The sequence below is a fragment of the Streptomyces sp. HB132 genome (assembly GCF_016909575.1).
Taxonomy (GTDB): Bacteria; Actinomycetota; Actinomycetes; order Streptomycetales; family Streptomycetaceae; genus Streptomyces.
The window spans coordinates 22,856-42,386 of sequence record NZ_JAFBGA010000029.1 but is presented as its reverse complement, the minus strand read 5'-3'; the positions used below and the strand labels follow the sequence as shown (position 1 = coordinate 42,386).

At 69.3% G+C, this 19,531-nt stretch carries 1 pseudogene; it reads left to right on the top strand.

Annotated elements, in window-relative coordinates:
* A pseudogene (locus JOC24_RS32280) lies at nucleotides 1–19,495 on the top strand (type I polyketide synthase); the annotation flags it as partial.
* Nucleotides 19,496–19,531 lie beyond the last annotated feature (36 nt).

Below are 19,531 nucleotides of genomic sequence, written 5' to 3'. Positions count from 1 at the left end.
GAGGGGCTGGCGGGTCTGTCGTTGGGTTGGGGTCCGTGGGCCGAGGGCGGGATGCTCGGGCGGCTCGATGCCACCGACCTCCAGCGCATGGCCCGGGACGGTGTCCTGCCACTGAGCGCGCCCGAAGCGCTGTCTCTGTTCGACAGCGCACCAGGTGCTGGCGCAGGCGCTCTGCTCCCCATCAAGCTGGACCGTGCCGTTCTTCGTCGCCTCGCTTCCACGGCCGCCTTGCCGCCGCTGTTCCAGGACCTCGCGCAGATGCCGAGGACGCGCGCTGCCCGAGCTGGAGCAGGCCGGGGGACCGCGCTTGCCGATCGCGTGATCGCACTGGCGCCCGCTGAGCGGGAGCGTCTCGTGGAGGAGCTGGTCACGGCGCAGGTAGCGACGGTGCTCGGGCACTCGTCCAGCGATGCAATCGGAGCGATGCAGGCGTTCAAGGAGCTCGGGTTCGACTCTCTCACCGCCGTCGAACTGCGTAACAGGTTGGCGACCGCGACGGGGCTACGCCTCCCCGCCACCCTGGTCTTCGACTATCCGACGCCTGCGGAGTTGACCGCGTTCGTGCTCTCCGAGGCGCTCGGGGACGAGGCCGGGTCCTCCCGCGACTCGACTGTGGCCGTCGTGGCGGTGGACGATCCGATCGCGATCGTCGGCATGAGTTGCCGCTATCCGGGTGGGGTATCCGATCCGGACGGCCTGTGGCGACTGGTGGCAGGCGGCGGTGACGGCATTGACGGTTTCCCCGCGGATCGAGGCTGGGACATCGCCGCACTCTTCGACGCCGACCCCGACCGGGCGGGGACGACGTACACGCAGGAGGGCGGGTTCCTCCACGAAGCCGCCGAGTTCGACCCCGAGTTCTTCGGGATCTCGCCGCGTGAGGCGCTGGCGATGGACCCACAGCAGCGGTTGCTGCTGGAAGCGTCGTGGGAGGCCGTCGAGCGGGCGGGTATCGATCCCGAGTCGCTGCGGGGCAGCCGCACGGGTGTGTTCGCCGGCCTGATGTACCACGACTACGCCTCCCGGTTGCGTACCGCGCCGGACGATTCCGAGGGATATCTCGGAATCGGCAATTCGGGCAGTGTGGCGTCGGGGCGGGTGTCGTACGCGTTGGGCCTGGAGGGTCCGGCGGTGACGGTGGATACGGCGTGTTCGTCGTCGTTGGTGGCGTTGCACTGGGCGATTCAGGCGTTGCGGTCGGGTGAGTGCTCGATGGCGTTGGCCGGTGGTGTGACGGTGATGGCGACGCCTGGGACGTTCGTGGAGTTCTCCCGTCAGCGTGGTCTTGCGGCTGATGGCCGGTGCAAGGCGTTCGCCGATGCGGCGGATGGTACGGGGTGGTCCGAGGGTGTGGGCATGCTGCTGGTGGAGCGGTTGTCGGACGCGCGGCGTAACGGGCATCGGGTCCTGGCGGTGGTGCGGGGTTCGGCGGTGAACCAGGATGGTGCGTCGAATGGTCTGACGGCGCCGAACGGTCCGTCGCAGCAGCGGGTGATCCGGCAGGCTCTGGCGAATGCGGGTCTGTCGGCTTCGCAGGTGGATGCGGTGGAGGCGCACGGTACGGGGACGAAGCTGGGTGACCCGATCGAGGCGCAGGCGTTGCTGGCGACGTACGGGCAGGAGCGTGCGCAGGATCGGCCGCTGTGGTTGGGGTCGGTGAAGTCGAACATCGGTCATACGCAGGCTGCGGCGGGTGTTGCCGGGATCATCAAGATGGTTCAGGCGATGCGGCATGGTGTCCTTCCGCGGACGTTGCATGTGGACGAGCCGTCGTCGCAGGTGGACTGGTCGGCGGGTGCGGTGGAGTTGCTGACGGAGTCGGTGGCGTGGCCGGAGACGGGCGAGGTGCGGCGTGCGGCTGTGTCGTCGTTCGGGATCAGCGGTACGAACGCGCACGTCATCCTCGAACAAGCACCGCAGGTCGAGGAGACGGTTTCCCCTGCGGTCTGCTCGTTGCCGGTGGTGCCGTGGGTGGTGTCGGCGAAGTCCGAGGCGGGTCTTTCGGCGCAGGTGGAGCGGTTGTCGGCGTTCGCCGCGGATCGGAACCCGGTGGATGTCGGGTTCTCGCTGGTCACAGCGCGTGGGGTGATGAATCACCGTGCGGTGGTCGTCGGCGACCGGACGGTCACGGGTACGGTGACGCCGGGCCGGACCGCTGTGTTGTTCACGGGTCAGGGTGCGCAGCGCTCGGGTATGGGCCGTGAGCTGTACGCGTCCTATCCGGTGTTCGCGGACGCCTTCGACGCTGTGTGTGCGGAGCTGGACCGTCATCTGGACCGGCCGCTTCGCGAGGTGGTGTTCGAGGGTGGTGAGCTGCTGGATCAGACGCAGTTCACGCAGGCCGGGCTGTTCGCGCTCGAAGTGGCGTTGTTCCGTCTGGTGTCGGCGTGGGGTGTGAAGCCGGATTACCTGCTGGGGCACTCCATCGGTGAGTTGTCGGCCGCGCATGTGGCCGGTGTGCTGTCGCTGGAGGACGCGGCGAAGCTGGTTGCGGCGCGTGGTCGTCTGATGCAGGCGTTGCCGGCCGGTGGGGCGATGGTGTCGCTCCAGGCGTCGGAGGACGAGGTCCTGCCGCTGCTGACCGACGGTGTCGACATCGCCGCGCTCAACGGGCCTTCCGCGACGGTGGTCTCCGGTGACGAGGACGCTGTCCTGGCGATCGCCGCGCACTTCGAGGCGGAAGGCCGCAAGACCAAGCGGCTCCGTGTCAGTCACGCGTTCCACTCGCCGCGTATGGACGCCATGCTGGAGGACTTCCGCACGGTCGCGGAGGGCCTCACCTTCCACCGGCCCGGGGTCGGCATCGTTTCCAACGTGTCCGGGCGGGTCGTCTCGGGCGACGAGATCTGCTCGGCGGACTACTGGGCGCGTCACGTCCGCGAGGCCGTGCGCTTCGTCGACGGTATGCGGGCGCTTCAGGAACAAGGCGTCACCAGCTATCTGGAGTTGGGCCCGGACGGTGTGTTGTCCGCGATGGGTCAGGACTGCGTCGAGGACTCGGTGTTCGTCCCGGTTCTGCGGAAGGAGCGCGACGAGGCGACTACCCTTGTCACCGCGCTTGCCGAACTCCACGTACGCGGGTCGGCCGTCGACTGGGCGGCGTACTTCGCCGGCACCGGCGCCCGCCGCGTCGACCTGCCGACCTACGCCTTCCAGCACGAGCACTACTGGCTCGCCGACAGCATGGTGCGGCCCGTCGATGCGAGTGGCCTCGGGCAGAGTTCAGTGGCCCACCCCCTCCTCGGAGCGGCGGTACCGCTTGCCGGAGGCGAGAGCACGGTGTTCACCGGTCTGCTGTCGCCCGGCCGCTATCCGTGGCTCGCCGACCATGCGGTCATGGGGTCGGTCCTGCTGCCCGCCACCGCGTTCGTCGACCTTGCGTTGCATGCGGCCTCGTATGTGGAGTGCGACCTCATCGAGGAGCTGACACTCGAGGCACCCCTGGTCCTGTCCGAGCACGCCGACACGCAGCTGCAGCTGGTCGTCGGGGCCGCAGACGGCGAGGGGCGTCGTGTGGTCACGGTGCACGCACGCCCTGCTGCGAACTCGGACGTGGACGGGGAGTGGACCAGGCACGCGGTCGGCACGTTGGCCACAGGCACTATGCCGGGCGAGTCGTTGGAGGAGTGGCCGCCGCAGGGTGCTGTCGGGCTGGATGTGGCGGGTTTCTACGAGGAGTTGCTCGGGCTGGGGCTTGGGTATGGCCCGGTGTTCCGGGGGTTGCGTGCTGCGTGGCGGCGTGGGGACGATCTTTTTGCGGAGGTTGTTCTTCCTGAGGGTGTGGATGTCGAGGGTTTCGGGCTTCATCCGGCTTTGCTGGACGCTGCCCTGCACGGGTTGGGGCTGGCGGGCGGTGGGGGTGAGTCGGCTCAGCTGCCGTTCGCGTGGTCCGGGGTTTCTCTTCACGCTGTGGGGGCTTCGGTTCTGAGGGTGCGGATCGCGCCGGCTGGTTCCGGGGTGTCGTTGGTGTTGGCTGATGTGGCCGGTGCACCGGTGGCGTCGGTGGATTCGTTGGTGCTGCGGCCTGTTTCGGCTGACCAGGTGCGGGCGGCGGGATCCGCGTCGGATGCCTTGTTCCGCCTGGAGTGGTCGAAGCTGCGGCTGGACGTGCACGGCACCGACAACGCGTTGAAGGTCGGGTCCTTCGCGGACTGGAGTGCCTCTGGAGTTCTGGACGCGGTCTCGTTCGCCGATTGCGGTCCGGGACCCGGGGACGTGGTGAACCGTACGCATGACATCGCGGGCCAAGTTCTGCGACTGGTGCAGGAGTGGCTGGCGCAGGAGCGGCTCGCTGATGAGCGCCTGGTGGTGGTGACTTCGGGCGCGATGTTCTGCAAGTCGCCGGATCCGGCGCAGGCTGCTGTGTGGGGTCTGGTGCGTGCGGCTGAGACGGAGAATCCGGGACGGTTCGTGCTGGTCGATGTCGAGGGGGTGGATGAGTCGGTTCTGTCGGCTGTGGTGGCTTCGGGTGAGCCGCAGGTGGCGGTGCGTGGTGGTGAGGTGTTCGTGCCGAGGCTGGCGCGGGTGTCTGCCGGTGTGGGTGGTGGTGCTCCGGGTGTCGATTCTGTGGGCACGGTGTTGGTGACGGGTGCCAGTGGTGTGCTGGGTGGGTTGGTGGCGCGCCATCTGGTGGTGGAGCGCGGGGTTCGGCATCTGTTGTTGGTGAGTCGTCGGGGTGGGGATGCGCCGGGGGCGGCCGGTCTGGTGGCGGAGCTGGAGGGGCTGGGTGCGCGGGCTCGTTTCGTCGCGTGTGATGTGGCGGATCGTGCCGCGCTGGCTGAGGTGCTGGACGGTGTCGCTTCTGAGCATCCGTTGACGGGTGTGGTGCATACGGCGGGTGTGCTGGATGACGGTGTGGTGTCGTCGTTGACGTCGGAGCGGCTTGCTGCGGTGTTGCGGCCGAAGGTCGATGCTGCGTGGCATCTGCATGAGTTGACGCGTGGCATGGGTCTGTCGATGTTCACGTTGTTCTCGTCTGCGGCGGGTGTGTTCGGTGGTGCGGGTCAGGCGAACTACGCGGCGGCGAACGCGTTCCTGGACGCGCTGGCGGAGGTGCGGCGGGCGGAGGGGCTGGCGGGTCTGTCGCTGGCCTGGGGTCTGTGGGCTCAGGCGAGTGAGATGACGGGGCAGCTCGGTGCGGAGGATCTGCGGCGGATGGCCCGGGGTGGTCTGCTGCCGTTGTCCTCGGCACAGGGACTCGAACTCCTCGACACCGCTGAGGCATTGGCCGATGAGTCGGTACTCGTCCCTGTCCCCCTCGACTTCGCCGTGCTGCGCAAGAACGCCCTGACGGACGAGGTGCCCACCGTGCTTCGGTCGCTCGTACGAAAGCCGGCCCGGCGCCTCGGCGCGGAAGGCCGCACCGCCGCGTCCGGCGGTGCCCACCTCTACGCCGAGCGGATGCGTGCGGTGCCCGCCGCGGAGCGCGAGCGGCTGGTGCTCCAGCTGGTGTGCGATCAGGTGGCCGACGTCCTCGGACATGCCTCCGGGGCGTCCATCAAGCCGCATGACGCCTTTACCGAGTTGGGCTTCGACTCGCTCACCGCCGTGGACCTCAGGAACCGGCTGAACACGGCGACCGGACTTCGGCTGCCCGCGACCCTGGTCTTCGACCACCCCACCCCCGGCGCGCTGTCCGAGCACATCCTGACCGAGATCGCCCCAGCCAAGGCGGCGATGGTCTCGGTGCTCGAGGCCCTCGATCGGCTGGAGACGGAGTTCGACGCGCTCACGCCTGACGGTGAGGGCCCCACCGCCACCGTCACCGCCCGGCTCAACGCGCTGATGGCCAGATGGAAAGAGGAGTGCGAGCCGGCCGGTGCCCGAGAGGGCCTGGGCAACGACACCCGTGACGAGACCAGCGTCAGTCAGACACTCGGTACAGCCTCAGACGACGAGCTGTTCGACTTTATCGACAACAAGTTCGGCAGGTGACTCGCTGATGGCGAACGAAGACAAGCTCCGCGAATATCTCCGGCGGGTCACCGCCGATCTGCACGAGACCGGCGAGCGGCTGCGCTCCTTCGAGGAGAAGGACAGCGAGCCCATCGCGATCGTGGCGATGAGCTGCCGGTACCCCGGCGACGTACGGTCCCCTGACGAGCTGTGGGAGCTGGCCGTGTCGGGCGGTGACGGCATCACCGGCTTTCCGACCGACCGCGGCTGGGACCTCGAGGCGCTGTACGACCCCGAGATGCAGCGGCCCGGCACCAGCTACACCCGCGAGGGCGGGTTCCTGCACGACGCCGGTGACTTCGACCCTGAGCCGTTCAAGATCTCGCCGCGTGAGGCGCTGGCGATGGACCCGCAGCAGCGCCTGTTGCTGGAGGCGTCCTGGGAGGCGTTCGAGAGCGCCGGAATCGATCCGCTGTCGCTGCGGGGCAGCCGCACGGGCGTGTTCGCCGGGGTGATGTACCACAATCACGCGGCGAGCGTGGGCGCCGTGCCCGAAGGGGTCGACGGCTACCTCGGTACGGGCACCGCGAGCAGTGTCGTCACCGGCAGGGTCTCGTACACCTTGGGCCTGGAAGGACCTGCGGTCACCGTCGACACGGCGTGCTCCTCGTCGTTGGTGGCGTTGCACCTGGCGGTGCAGTCACTGCGTTCGGGCGAGTGCACGATGGCGATCGCCGGCGGGGTCACGGTGATGACCACCCCGGCCACGTTCATCGACTTCAGCAGACAGCGCGGCCTGGCCGCGGACGGCCGGTGCAAGGCATTCGCCGCCGCCGCCGACGGCACCGGATGGGGCGAAGGCGTAGGCGTACTGCTGGTGGAACGGCTCTCGGACGCGCGCCGCAACGGGCATGACGTGCTCGCCGTCGTGCGCGGTTCCGCCGTCAACCAGGACGGGGCGTCGAACGGCCTGACCGCGCCCAACGGTCCGTCGCAGCAGCGCGTCATCCGGCAGGCCCTGGCAGGGGCCGGGCTCACCGCCGCGCAGGTGGACGCCGTGGAGGCGCACGGTACCGGCACCACACTCGGCGATCCGATCGAGGCGCAGGCGCTCATCGCCACGTACGGACAGGAGAGGACCCAGGACCGCCCGCTGTGGCTGGGGTCGCTGAAGTCGAACATCGGGCACACGCAGGCCGCTGCGGGTGTGGCCGGTGTGATCAAGATGGTGATGGCCATGCGGCACGGTGTGCTGCCGCGGACCCTGCACGTCGACGAGCCGTCGACGCACGTCGACTGGTCGGCCGGGCGCGTCGAGCTGCTCGCCGAGCAGGTGGCCTGGCCCGAGACGGGCGAACCACGCCGGGCTGGGGTGTCGTCGTTCGGGATCAGTGGCACCAACGCGCACGTGATCCTCGAACAGGTGGCCCTCGAAAGCCGGCCGGACCCCGGTCCGACGGATGCCCCCCGAGCTGACGCACGGACCCTGCTGACCACCGGAACCGCACCGTGGGTGCTGTCCGGGAAGTCGCCGGAGGCGGTCGCGGCGCAGGCCGCGCGTCTGCTGGCGCACCTGGAGACACGCCACGGTGGCGGCCCGGCCCCGGCGGACGTCGGATGGTCGCTCGCGACCACCAGGGCCTCGCTCGAACACCGTGCGGCCGTGGTGGCGGAGGACCACGAGGACTTCCTGTCCGCACTCCGGTCCCTGGCCCACGTCGGCTCCGCCGCCTCTGCCGTACGGGGGACCGCGTCCCGCAAGGTCAAACCCGTCTTCGTGTTCCCGGGGCAGGGTGCGCAGTGGACCGGCATGGCGGCCGGTCTGGTGGAGTCTTCACCCGTCTTCGCAGCACGGCTCGCCGAATGCGGTGAGGCGCTGGCGCCCTACACGGACTGGTCACTCCTTGATGTGGTGCGACGTGTGGAGGGCGCTCCCTCGTCGGACCGGGCAGACGTCATGCAGTTGGTGCTGTGGGCGGTCATGGTCTCCCTGGCCGAACTGTGGCGTTCGTGCGGCGTCGAGCCGGCCGCTGTGATCGGTCACTCCCAGGGAGAGATCACCGCAGCCACCGTTGCCGGAGCCCTTTCCCTTCAGGACGCGGCACGCCTGGTGGCGCGACGGCGAGAAGTCACGATGCCGCTCTCCGGCAAGGGCGGGATGGTGTCGGTCCCGCGCCCGGTGGAATGGGTGCGGAAGCAGGTCGAGCCGTACGGCACCCGGCTGTCGGTGGCGGCCGTGAACGGCCCCAGGTCCGTCGTGGTTTCGGGTGACCTGGACGCGCTGGACGCCTTCGTGTCCGCCTGTGCGGCGGCGGACGTACGGGCCCGGCGCATCGCGATGGACTACGCGTCCCACTCGACGCAGATCGAAAGCATCCGTGAGGAGCTGGCGCAGGCGCTGCAAGGGCTCGAGCCACGCGCCGCGGCGGTTCCGTTCTACTCCACGCTGACGGGTGGGCTCATCGACACCGCCGGCCTGGACGCCGACTACTGGTACCGAAACCTGCGGTCCATGGTGGAGTTCGAGGCGGCGACCGCCGCCGCACTCGCCGACGGCCACACGGTGTTCATCGAGGTCAGCCCACACTCCGTGCTCACTGCGGGACTCCAGGAGACCTTCGACGCGGCGGACGGCGACGCGGTGGCGCTCGGCACCCTGCGACGTGGCGAGGACGAGCCCCGCCGGTTCATGACCTCGCTCGCCACCGCCTACACCAACGGCGTGGAACCGGACTGGCGTGCCGTGTTCGCCGGCACCGGCGCTCGCCGCGTGGACCTTCCCACGTACGCGTTCCAGCACCGGCGCTACTGGCTGGAATCGGCCGGGACGCCGGACACCGACCGTCCTGAAACCGCTCCGGAGGACGACGCCTTCTGGGCCGCCGTCGACGGCGCGGACCTGGCGGCACTCACACGGACCCTCGCGGTCGACACGGAAAAGTCGTTCGCAGCGGCGCTGCCCGCGCTCTCCGCGTGGCGACGTCGGCGCACCGCCCTGTCCACCGTCGACTCCTGGCGCTACCGCGTGGTGTGGCAGCGGATCGCCGAAACGACCACTGCCCATCGGCCGACGGGCATGTTCCTCGTGGCCCTGCCCGCGACGACCGCCGCAGACCCGACCGCCGCAGACCCGTATCTCGACGCGTGCCTCGACGCGCTCGCCCCCGCCGACGTCGTTGCCGTCCGTGTGGCCCCCGGCAGCGATCGAGAAGCGCTGGCCGCCCTCATACGCACCGCGCTGGGCGGCAGAGAGGACACCGCGGTCTCCGGTGTCCTGTCACTCCTCGCCCTGGACGTACGCACCCACCCCCAGGCGGAGTCCGTGCCGGCAGGGCTCGCCCACACGGTGGCCTTCGTCCAGGCCCTCGCGGACACCGACGTCCAGGCCCCGCTGTGGATCGCCACCCGTGGCGCCGTCTCCGTGGGCCGCGCCGACCACGTGACCGTCCCCGCCCAGGCCCTGCTCTGGGGACTGGGCGGCGTGATCAGTGCCGAACGCCCGCAGAACTGGGGCGGCCTGCTCGACCTCCCCGAAGACCTGGACCGGCGTGCGGCCCACCGTCTCCGTACCACCCTCGCGGCACCTGACCTCGAGGAAGACCAGCTGGCGATCCGTGCCACCGGTGTGCACGGACGCAGGCTCGTCCCCGCACCCCGGCCTTCCCGTACCCCTGCCTCCGACGAATGGCGCTGCCCCCGCGGCACAGTGCTCATCACGGGCGGCACCGGCGCGCTGGGAGCCCACACCGCACGCTGGTTCGCCGAGCACGGTGCCGAACATCTGCTGCTCGTCGGCCGACGCGGCGCCGAAGCACCCGGCGCCGAGTCCCTGGCAGCCGAACTCGGCGCGCTGGGCAGCAAGGTCACCCTCGCCGCCTGTGACGCCGGTGACCGCTCCGCGCTGGCCACCCTGCTCGACTCGATCCCGGCCGAACTGCCCCTGACCGCAGTCGTTCACAGCGCGGCGCTGCTGGACGACAGCCTGCTCGACACGCTGAGCGTCGGCCGGCTGGACCGTGCGCTGCACGCGAAGTCGCGAGCCGCGACGAACCTGCACGAACTCACCCGCGACCTCGACCTCTCCGCGTTCGTGCTCTTCTCCTCCGTCGCCGGTCTGCTCGGCGGCGTGGGCCAGGGGAACTACGCCCCTGCCAACGCCTTCCTCGACGCCCTCGCCCACCATCGGCGTGCCGAAGGCCTGACAGCCGTCGCGATCCAATGGGGCCACTGGCACGGCAGAGGCCTCGGTGCCGCCCAGGAGGAGCGCTTCGCACGCAGTGGCGTCGGCTCCATGGACCCGGAACTGGCACTCCTGGCCCTGCAGCAGGCTCTCGAGGACGACGAGACCACCCTCGCCGTGGCGGATGTGCGCTGGGACCTGGCCGTCGGACAGAACGCGACCCGTCGACCGAACCCCCTGCTCCGCGAACTGTCCCAGGCCCGGGAGAACGACCAGGGAACCGTCGGCCCGGCCGGGCCGGGGCCCGTACGAGGATCGGCGCTCGCCGCCCGTCTGCGGACCATGCCGGAGCAGGACGGCCGCCGCCTGGTGCTGGACCTCGTGCGCGACGAGGCCGCCGCCCTGCTGGGCCACGGTTCCAGGGAATCGGTGCCCGCAGACCGGGCGTTCCTTGACCTCGGCTTCAGCTCGATCAGCGCGGTGGAGCTGCGCAACAGGCTCGACGCCGCATCGGGGCTGAGCCTGCCGACGACACTCGTGTACGACTACCCGTCCCCAGCCGCTCTGGCCCGCCATCTGCAGTCCCGCCTGCGGCCGTCGGGAGTGAGCGGAAGCTCGACGTCGCCCGACGTCCTCCGGACCCATGTGGACGATCCGATCGCCATCGTCGGTATGAGCTGTCGGTTCCCCGGTGGCGTCGCCTCGCCGGAGGAACTGTGGGACCTGCTGGCCCTCGGCTCGGACGGGATCTCCACCCTTCCGGAGAACCGTGGTTGGGACCTCGGATCACTCCACCCCCCGCACGCGGATGCCGCCGGCATCGGCACCTCGTCCACACGCGAGGGCGGCTTCCTGTACGACGCCGCCGACTTCGACGCCGAGTTCTTCGGGATCTCGCCGCGTGAGGCGCTGGCCATGGACCCCCAGCAGCGGCTGCTGCTCGAAGCGTCCTGGGAGGTGCTCGAGCGCGCCGGCATCGACCCTTCGGCGCTGGTGGGCAGCTCGACCGGAGTCTTCGCGGGCACGAACGGGCAGGACTACGTCCACCTCATGAGCGGTGCGGGCGAGTCGGTCGCCGGTTACGGTGCGACGGGCAGTTCCGCCAGTGTCCTGTCGGGCCGGGTCTCATACACCCTCGGGCTCGAGGGGCCGGCGGTGACGGTGGACACCGCCTGCTCGTCGTCCCTGGTGGCGCTGCACTGGGCGATCCAGGCGCTGCGTTCGGGCGAATGCTCGCTGGCTCTGGCCGGCGGTGTGACGGTCATGTCGACCCCAGGTGCCTTCGTCGAATTCTCCCGGCAGGGCGGTCTGGCACCGGACGGCCGGTGCAAGGCGTTCGCTGAGTCCGCAGACGGTACGGCGTGGGGCGAAGGCGTCGGGGTGCTGCTGGTGGAGCGGCTGTCGGACGCGCGGCGTAACGGGCACGAGGTGCTCGCGGTCGTGCGTGGCTCTGCGGTGAACCAGGACGGTGCGTCGAACGGTCTGACGGCTCCGAACGGTCCCTCGCAGCAGCGGGTCATCAACCAGGCGCTGACCAACGCCGGTCTGCGACCGGCGCAGGTCGACGTGGTCGAGGCACATGGCACGGGCACCCGGCTGGGTGACCCGATCGAGGCACAGGCGCTGCTGGCGACGTACGGGCAGGGGCGGTCGGAGGGACGGCCGCTGCTGCTCGGCTCGATCAAGTCCAACATCGGTCACACGCAGGCTGCCGCGGGTGTGGCCGGTGTGATCAAGATGGTGCTTGCGATGCGGCACGGTGTGCTGCCGCAGACGCTGCATGTGGACGGCCCCTCGTCACAGGTGGACTGGTCCTCCGGGGCGGTCGAACTGCTGCGGGACCGTGCGGACTGGCCGGAGACGGGTGAGGCGCGGCGTGCCGCGGTGTCGTCGTTCGGGATCAGTGGCACGAACGCGCACGTGATCCTGGAGCAGTCCTCCGAGGCTGCGGTGTCGGACGCGGCTGATTTTCCGGTGCCGAGCGTGCCGAGTCCGTCGGTGGTGCCGTGGGTGGTGTCGGCGAAGACGGCTGAGGCGCTTGTCGCTCAGGTGGAGCGGTTGTCGGCGTTCGCAGCGGATCGGAATTCGGTGGACGTCGGGTTCTCGCTGGCGACGACGCGTGCGGTGCTGGAGCACCGTGCGGTGGTCATCGGTGACCGGACGGTCACGGGTGCGGTGACGCCGGGCCGGACCGGTGTGCTGTTCTCGGGTCAGGGTGCGCAGCGGTCGAGTATGGGCCGTGAGCTGTATGAGGCGTATCCGGTGTTCGCGGACGCCTTCGACGCGGTGTGTGCGGAGCTGGACCGTCATCTGGACCGGCCGGTGCGGGATGTGGTGTTCGAGGGTGGTGAGCTGCTGGATCAGACGCAGTTCACGCAGGCCGGGCTGTTCGCCCTTGAAGTGGCTTTGTTCCGTCTGGTGTCCGCGTGGGGTGTGCGGCCGGATTATCTGCTGGGTCATTCGATCGGTGAGTTGTCGGCCGCGCATGTGGCCGGTGTGTTTTCGCTGGAGGACGCGGCGAAGCTGGTGGCGGAGCGTGGTCGTCTGATGCAGGCGCTGCCGGCGGGCGGGGCGATGATGTCCCTCCAGGCCACGGAGGACGAGGTTCTGCCGCTGCTGACCGACGAGGTCTCGATCGCCGCGCTCAATGGGCCGTCCGCGACGGTGGTTTCGGGTGACGAGGACGCTGTCCTGGCGATCGCCGCGCACTTCGCGGCTCAGGACCGCAAGACGAAGAGGCTCCGCGTCAGCCATGCGTTCCACTCGCCGCGCATGGACGCCATGCTGGAGGAGTTCCGCACGGTTGCGGAGACCCTGACGTTCCAGTCCCCGCAGATCCCTGTGGTCTCGAACGTGTCCGGTCTGGTCGTGTCGGACGACGAGATCTGCTCGGCGGACTACTGGGTACGCCACGTCCGCGAGGCCGTTCGTTTCGTCGACGGTATGCGGTCTCTCCGGGACCAGGGTGTCACCAGCTATCTGGAGTTGGGGCCGGACGGTGTGCTGTCCGCGATGGGGCAGGACTGTGTCGAGGAGTCGGCGTTCGTACCGGTTCTGCGCAAGGAGCGCGACGAGGCGACGACCCTTGTCACCGCGCTCGCCGAACTGCACGTACGTGGAGCGGCCGTCGACTGGGCGGCGTACTTCGCCGGCACCGGCGCCCGCCGCGTCGACCTCCCCACCTACGCCTTCCAGCGGCAGCGTTTCTGGCCTGAGGTTGCGGCTGTTCCCTCTTCTGCAAGGAGTGCGCAGTCCGCCCCCGACTCCTGGCGTTATCGGGTGGTGTGGAAGTCGGTCGGGGGTGTGGTGTCGGAGTCGCTTTCGGGTGGTTGGTTGGTGGTGTGTGCTGCCGTGGATGTGGATGGTCCGGTGGTGGCGGGTCTGGTGGCTCGTGGTGCGGGGTTGTTGGTGGTGGATGGTGTTGTTGATGGTGGGGTGTTGGGGGAGCGGTTGGTGGGTGTTTCGGGTGTGGTGTCGTTGTTGGGTGGTGTGGGGACGTTGGGGTTGGTGCAGGCGCTGGCGGGTGTGTCGGTGCGGTTGTGGTGTGTGACCAGTGGTGCGGTGTCGGTGGGGCGTGCTGATGGTGTGGTGGATCCGGTGGGTGCTCAGGTGTGGGGTCTGGGTCGGGTGGCGGGGTTGGAGTTGCCTGGGGTGTGGGGTGGGTTGGTTGATGTTCCGGGGTTGGTGGACGAGCGTGTGCTGGGCCGGTTGTGTGGGGTGTTGATGGGTGGGGGTGGTGAGGATCAGGTTGCGGTGCGGGGTTCGGGTGTGTTCGGGCGTCGTGTGGTGCGTGCCCCGGGCTCGGATTCGGGCGCGCGCTCGGGTTCGGGTGTGGTGGTGGGTGGGACGGTGTTGGTGACGGGTGGTTCGGGTGCGTTGGGTGGGCATGTGGCTCGGTGGGTGGTGGGTGAGGGTGCCGGCCGTGTGGTGTTGGTGAGTCGTGGTGGTTCGGCTTCTCCTGGGCTGGTGGAGGAGCTTGAGGGGCTGGGTGCGGAGGTGGTGGTCGCTGGGTGTGATGTGAGTGATCGGGTTGCTCTGGAGGGGCTGGTCCGGGAGGTCGAAGCGGCCGGTGGTCCGGTGTGTTCGGTGTTCCACGCCGCGGGCATCAACCGCATTGCGCCACTCGCCGAGACACGGTCGGACGACTTCGCCGAGGTGTTGCGGGCGAAGGTGGCGGGTGCGGACAATCTGGATGCGGTCTTCGGTGACCGGGCGCTCGAGGCGTTCGTGTTGTTCTCCTCGATCGCCGGTGTCTGGGGCAGCGGAGGTCAAGCCGCTTATGCGGCGGCCAACGCGCACCTCGACGCTCTGGCCGAGAGCCGACGGGCCCGTGGGCTGACCGCCACCTCCATCGCATGGGGCCCCTGGGCGGAGGGCGGCATGGCCGAGGGCGAGGCTGCGGAGCACCTCCGTCGCCGTGGCCTGACCGCGATGGCGCCGACCACGGCGATAGCCGGACTCGAGCAGGCGCTCGACGAGGGTGATGCCGTGATCACGGTTGCCGATGTGGACTGGCAGCTCTTCGCGCCGACGTTCACCGCCGTGCGCGAGAGCCCTCTGCTGAGCGAGCTCACCGAGGACGACACATCCGGCTCCGCCGACTCCCGGTCCTCGTCCCTTCCGGCCGGGTTCGCCGCGCTCGCGGACACCGAGAGAGCTGCTGCCCTGCTCGACCTCGTACGTCGGCAGGTCGCGTTCGTTCTGGGGCATCAGGACACGGTCAGGATTCCTGCGGACCGGGCGTTCCAGCAACTGGGGTTCGACTCCCTGACGGCCGTCGAGCTGCGGAACCGACTGCAGAAGGAAACCGGGCTGGCTCTGCCCACCACTCTCGTCTTCGACAGCCCGAACCCCGCTGCTCTGGCGGAATACCTCCGTGCGATGCTCTTCGGCGCCGAAGCGGACTCTGACGGCTCCGGGACAGCCGCGTCCGTCACCAGCGACGACCCGATCGTCATCGTGGGCATGAGCTGCCGCCTTCCCGGCGACGTTCGCTCTCCGGAGGACCTGTGGTCGTTGCTCGTCGAAGGAGCCGACGGCATCACCGGCTTCCCGATCGACCGGGGATGGTCCGTCGACCCGCGTTCCTCGTATGCACGCGAGGGCGGATTCCTGCACGACGCGGCCTCGTTCGATGCCGAGTTCTTCGGGATCTCGCCGCGTGAGGCGCTGGCGATGGACCCGCAGCAGCGGCTGCTGCTGGAGACGTCGTGGGAGGTGTTCGAGCGTGCCGGCATCGACCCGCTCTCCCTGCGCGGCAGCAGTACCGCTGTCTTCGCCGGGGCTGCGAGCCAGGGATATGCGTCGGGAACCAACGCGGGTGAGGTGGAGGGCGTCGGGGGGCATCTGCTCACAGGAAACGCGACGAGTGTCCTGTCCGGTCGCATCTCGTACGCCTTCGGGCTCGAAGGGCCGGCCGTCACGCTGGACACGGCGTGCTCGTCGTCTCTGGTGGCTCTGCACCTCGCTGCTCAGTCCCTGCGGTCGGGCGAGTGCTCATTGGCACTGGTCGGTGGCGTGACGGTGATGGGCACCGCGGTGACGTTCTCGGAGTTCTCGCGGCAGGGCGGCCTCGCGGGGGACGGCCGATGCAAGTCCTTCGCCGAGGCGGCGGACGGCACGGGCTGGTCCGAGGGCGTGGGCGTGCTCCTGGTCGAGCGGCTTTCGGACGCGCGGCAGAACGGCCACGAGGTGCTCGCTGTCCTGCGGGGCAGTGCGGTCAACCAGGACGGTGCGAGCAACGGTCTGACGGCGCCCAACGGCCCGTCGCAACAGCGGGTGATCCGGCAGGCACTGCTGAACGCCGGCCTGTCGGCTTCCCAGGTGGACGCCGTGGAAGCACATGGAACCGGTACGGCTCTGGGCGACCCGATCGAGGCGCAGGCGGTACTCGCGACATACGGGCAGGAGCGCGCCGAGGACCTTCCGCTGCACTTGGGGTCGCTGAAGTCGAACATCGGTCACACGCAGGCTGCTGCGGGCGTGGCCGGTGTGATCAAGATGGTGATGGCGATGCGGCACGGTGTGCTGCCGCAGACCCTGCATGTGGACGAGCCGTCGTCGCAGGTGGACTGGTCGGCGGGTTCGGTGGAGCTGCTGACGGAGTCGGTGGCGTGGCCGGAGACGGGTGAGGCGCGGCGTGCCGCGGTGTCGTCGTTCGGGATCAGTGGCACGAACGCGCATGTGATCCTGGAGCAGGCTCCGGTGATCGAGGCGCCGGAGGAAGCCGCGGAGGCGGTGTCTCGGGGGTTGCCGGTGGTGCCGTGGGTGGTGTCGGCGAAGTCCGAGGCGGGTCTTTCGGCGCAGGTGGAGCGGTTGTCGGCGTTCGCGGTGGATCGGGATCCGGTGGACGTCGGATTCTCGCTGGCGACGACGCGTGCGGTGCTGGAGCACCGTGCGGTGCTGGTCGGCGACCGGACCGTGCGCGGTGAGGTGGTCGAGGGCCGTTCGGCGGTGTTGTTCTCGGGTCAGGGTGCGCAGTGGTCGGGTATGGGCCGTGAGCTGTACGGGGCGTATCCGGTGTTCGCGGATGCGTTCGATGCGGTGTGTGCGGAGCTGGACCGTCATCTGGACCGGCCGGTGCGGGATGTGGTGTTCGAGGGTGGTGAGCTGCTGGATCAGACGCAGTTCACGCAGGCCGGGCTGTTCGCGCTCGAAGTGGCGTTGTTCCGTCTGGTGTCCGCGTGGGGTGTGAAGCCGGATTACCTGCTGGGGCACTCCATCGGTGAGCTGTCGGCAGCGCACGTGGCGGGGGTGCTCTCACTCCAGGACGCGGCGAAGCTGGTCGCGGCGCGCGGCCGTCTGATGCAGGCGTTGCCGGCCGGTGGGGCGATGGTGTCGCTCCAGGCGTCGGAGGACGAAGTCCTGCCGCTGCTGACCGACGAGGTCTCGATCGCCGCGCTCAATGGGCCGTCCGCGACGGTGGTTTCGGGTGACGAGGACGCTGTCCTGGCGATCGCCGCGCACTTCGCGGCTCAGGACCGCAAGACGAAGAGGCTCCGCGTCAGCCATGCGTTCCACTCGCCGCGTATGGACGCCATGCTGGAGGAATTCCGCACGGTCGCGGAAGGCCTGACCTTCCAACGGCCCGGCATCGGGATCGTCTCGAACGTCACCGGTCAGGTGGTGTCGGACGACGAGATCTGCTCGGCGGACTACTGGGTACGCCACGTCCGCGAGGCCGTTCGTTTCGTCGACGGTATGCGGTCTCTCCGGGACCAGGGTGTCACCAGCTATCTGGAGTTGGGGCCGGACGGTGTGCTGTCCGCGATGGGGCAGGACTGTGTCGAGGAGTCGGCGTTCGTCCCGGCTCTGCGCAAGGACCGCGACGAGGCGACGACCCTCGTCACCGCGCTCGCCGAGCTCCACGTACGTGGATCGGCCGTCGACTGGGCGGCGTACTTCGCCGGCACCGGCGCCCGCCGCGTCGACCTGCCGGCCTACGCCTTCCAACACGAGCACTACTGGTTCGAGGAGCCTACTGCCGTACGCACCGAAGACGACCATTCCTGGCGTTATCGGGTGGTGTGGAAGTCGGTCGGGGGTGTGGTGTCGGAGTCGCTTTCGGGTGGTTGGTTGGTGGTGTGTGCTGCCGTGGATGTGGATGGTCCGGTGGTGGCGGGTCTGGTGGCTCGTGGTGCGGGGTTGTTGGTGGTGGACGGTGTTGTTGATGGTGGGGTGTTGGGGGAGCGGTTGGTGGGTGTTTCGGGTGTGGTGTCGTTGTTGGGTGGTGTGGGGACGTTGGGGTTGGTGCAGGCGCTGGCGGGTGTGTCGGTGCGGTTGTGGTGTGTGACCAGTGGTGCGGTGTCGGTGGGGCGTGCGGATGGTGTGGTGGATCCGGTGGGTGCTCAGGTGTGGGGTCTGGGTCGGGTGGCGGGGTTGGAGTTGCCTGGGGTGTGGGGTGGGTTGGTTGATGTTCCTGGGGTTGTGGATGAGCGTGTGCTGGGTCGTTTGTGTGGGGTGTTGATGGGTGGGGGTGGTGAGGATCAGGTTGCGGTGCGGGGTTCGGGTGTGTTCGGGCGTCGTGTGGTGCGTGCCCCGGGTTCGGATTCGGGCGCGCGCTCGGGTTCGGGTGTGGTGGTGGGTGGGACTGTGTTGGTGACGGGTGGTTCAGGTGCGTTGGGTGGGCATGTGGCCCGGTGGGTGGTGGGTGAGGGTGCCGGCCGTGTGGTGTTGGTGAGTCGTGGTGGTTCGGCTTCTCCTGGGCTGGTGGAGGAGCTTGAGGGTCTGGGTGCGGAGGTGGTGGTCGCTGGGTGTGATGTGAGTGATCGGGTTGCTCTGGAGGGGCTGGTCCGGGAGGTCGAAGCGGCCGGTGGTCCGGTGCGTTCGGTGTTCCATGCAGCGGGTGTCGGTCAGATGACCGGTCTGGTGGGTATGACCGCTGATGAGTTCGACGAGGTGCTGCGGGCGAAGGTGGCGGGTGCGGACAATCTGGATGCGGTCTTCGGTGACCGGGCGCTCGACGCGTTCGTGTTGTTCTCCTCGATCAGTGCCGTCTGGGGCAGTGGAGGCCAAGCCGCCTACGCGGCGGCCAACGCGCACCTCGACGCTCTGGCCGAGAGCCGACGGGCCCGTGGGCTGACCGCCACTTCCATCGCCTGGGGTCCCTGGGCGGATGGGGGAATGGCGGACGGCACGACCGAGGACCTGCACCGGCACGGACTCGTCGCGCTGGCTCCGGCCCAGGCGATCGCCTCGCTGCACCAGGCGCTCTCCGAGGACGAGACGACCCTCACGGTTGCCGACGTGGACTGGGAACGCTTCGCGCCGGCCTTCACCGCTCGTCGCCACAGCCCGCTCCTCAGCGAACTCTCCGACGTACGGCAGGCGCTGACGCAACCCGATGAGGAGGAGGACACCGGCCCCGGCGACGCTGCGACGCTTCTGCGCAAGCGGCTGTCCTCAGCCACGGAGCCGGAGCAGCAGCGCATCGTGCTCGAGCTCGTACGGGGCGAGGCGGCGCGAGTGCTGGGTCATGAGTCGTCCGACGCCGTGAAGCCCCGGCGGGGCTTCGTCGAGCTGGGTTTCGACTCGCTCATGGCTGTCGAGGTACGCAACCGACTGGCGTCCCACACAGGGCTCCGCCTGCCGACCACGCTCCTCTTCGACTTCACCTCGTCCGCGGCGTTGGCGGAGCACCTGTGTTCCGAGCTGGCTCAGGACATGTCGGCGGCGGCCCCGGTCGCCTCGGCCATCACCGAGTTGGAGCGCATGCTCTCCGGGTTGTCCACCACGGATGTCGACCGGGACGACATCACAGAGAGACTCCGAAGCCTGTTGACGGCGTGGGGCGTCCCGTCGGCAGCTGTCACGTCGTCGGACACACCCACGCCGACGACCGTCGAGGTGGACCCCGCGCTCGACGCGGCCACGTCGGACGAGATGTTCGACCTCATCCAACGCGAATTCGGCAAGTCCTGAACGGCAGTTGTTGACGCGCGTGCAAATCATGGCTTT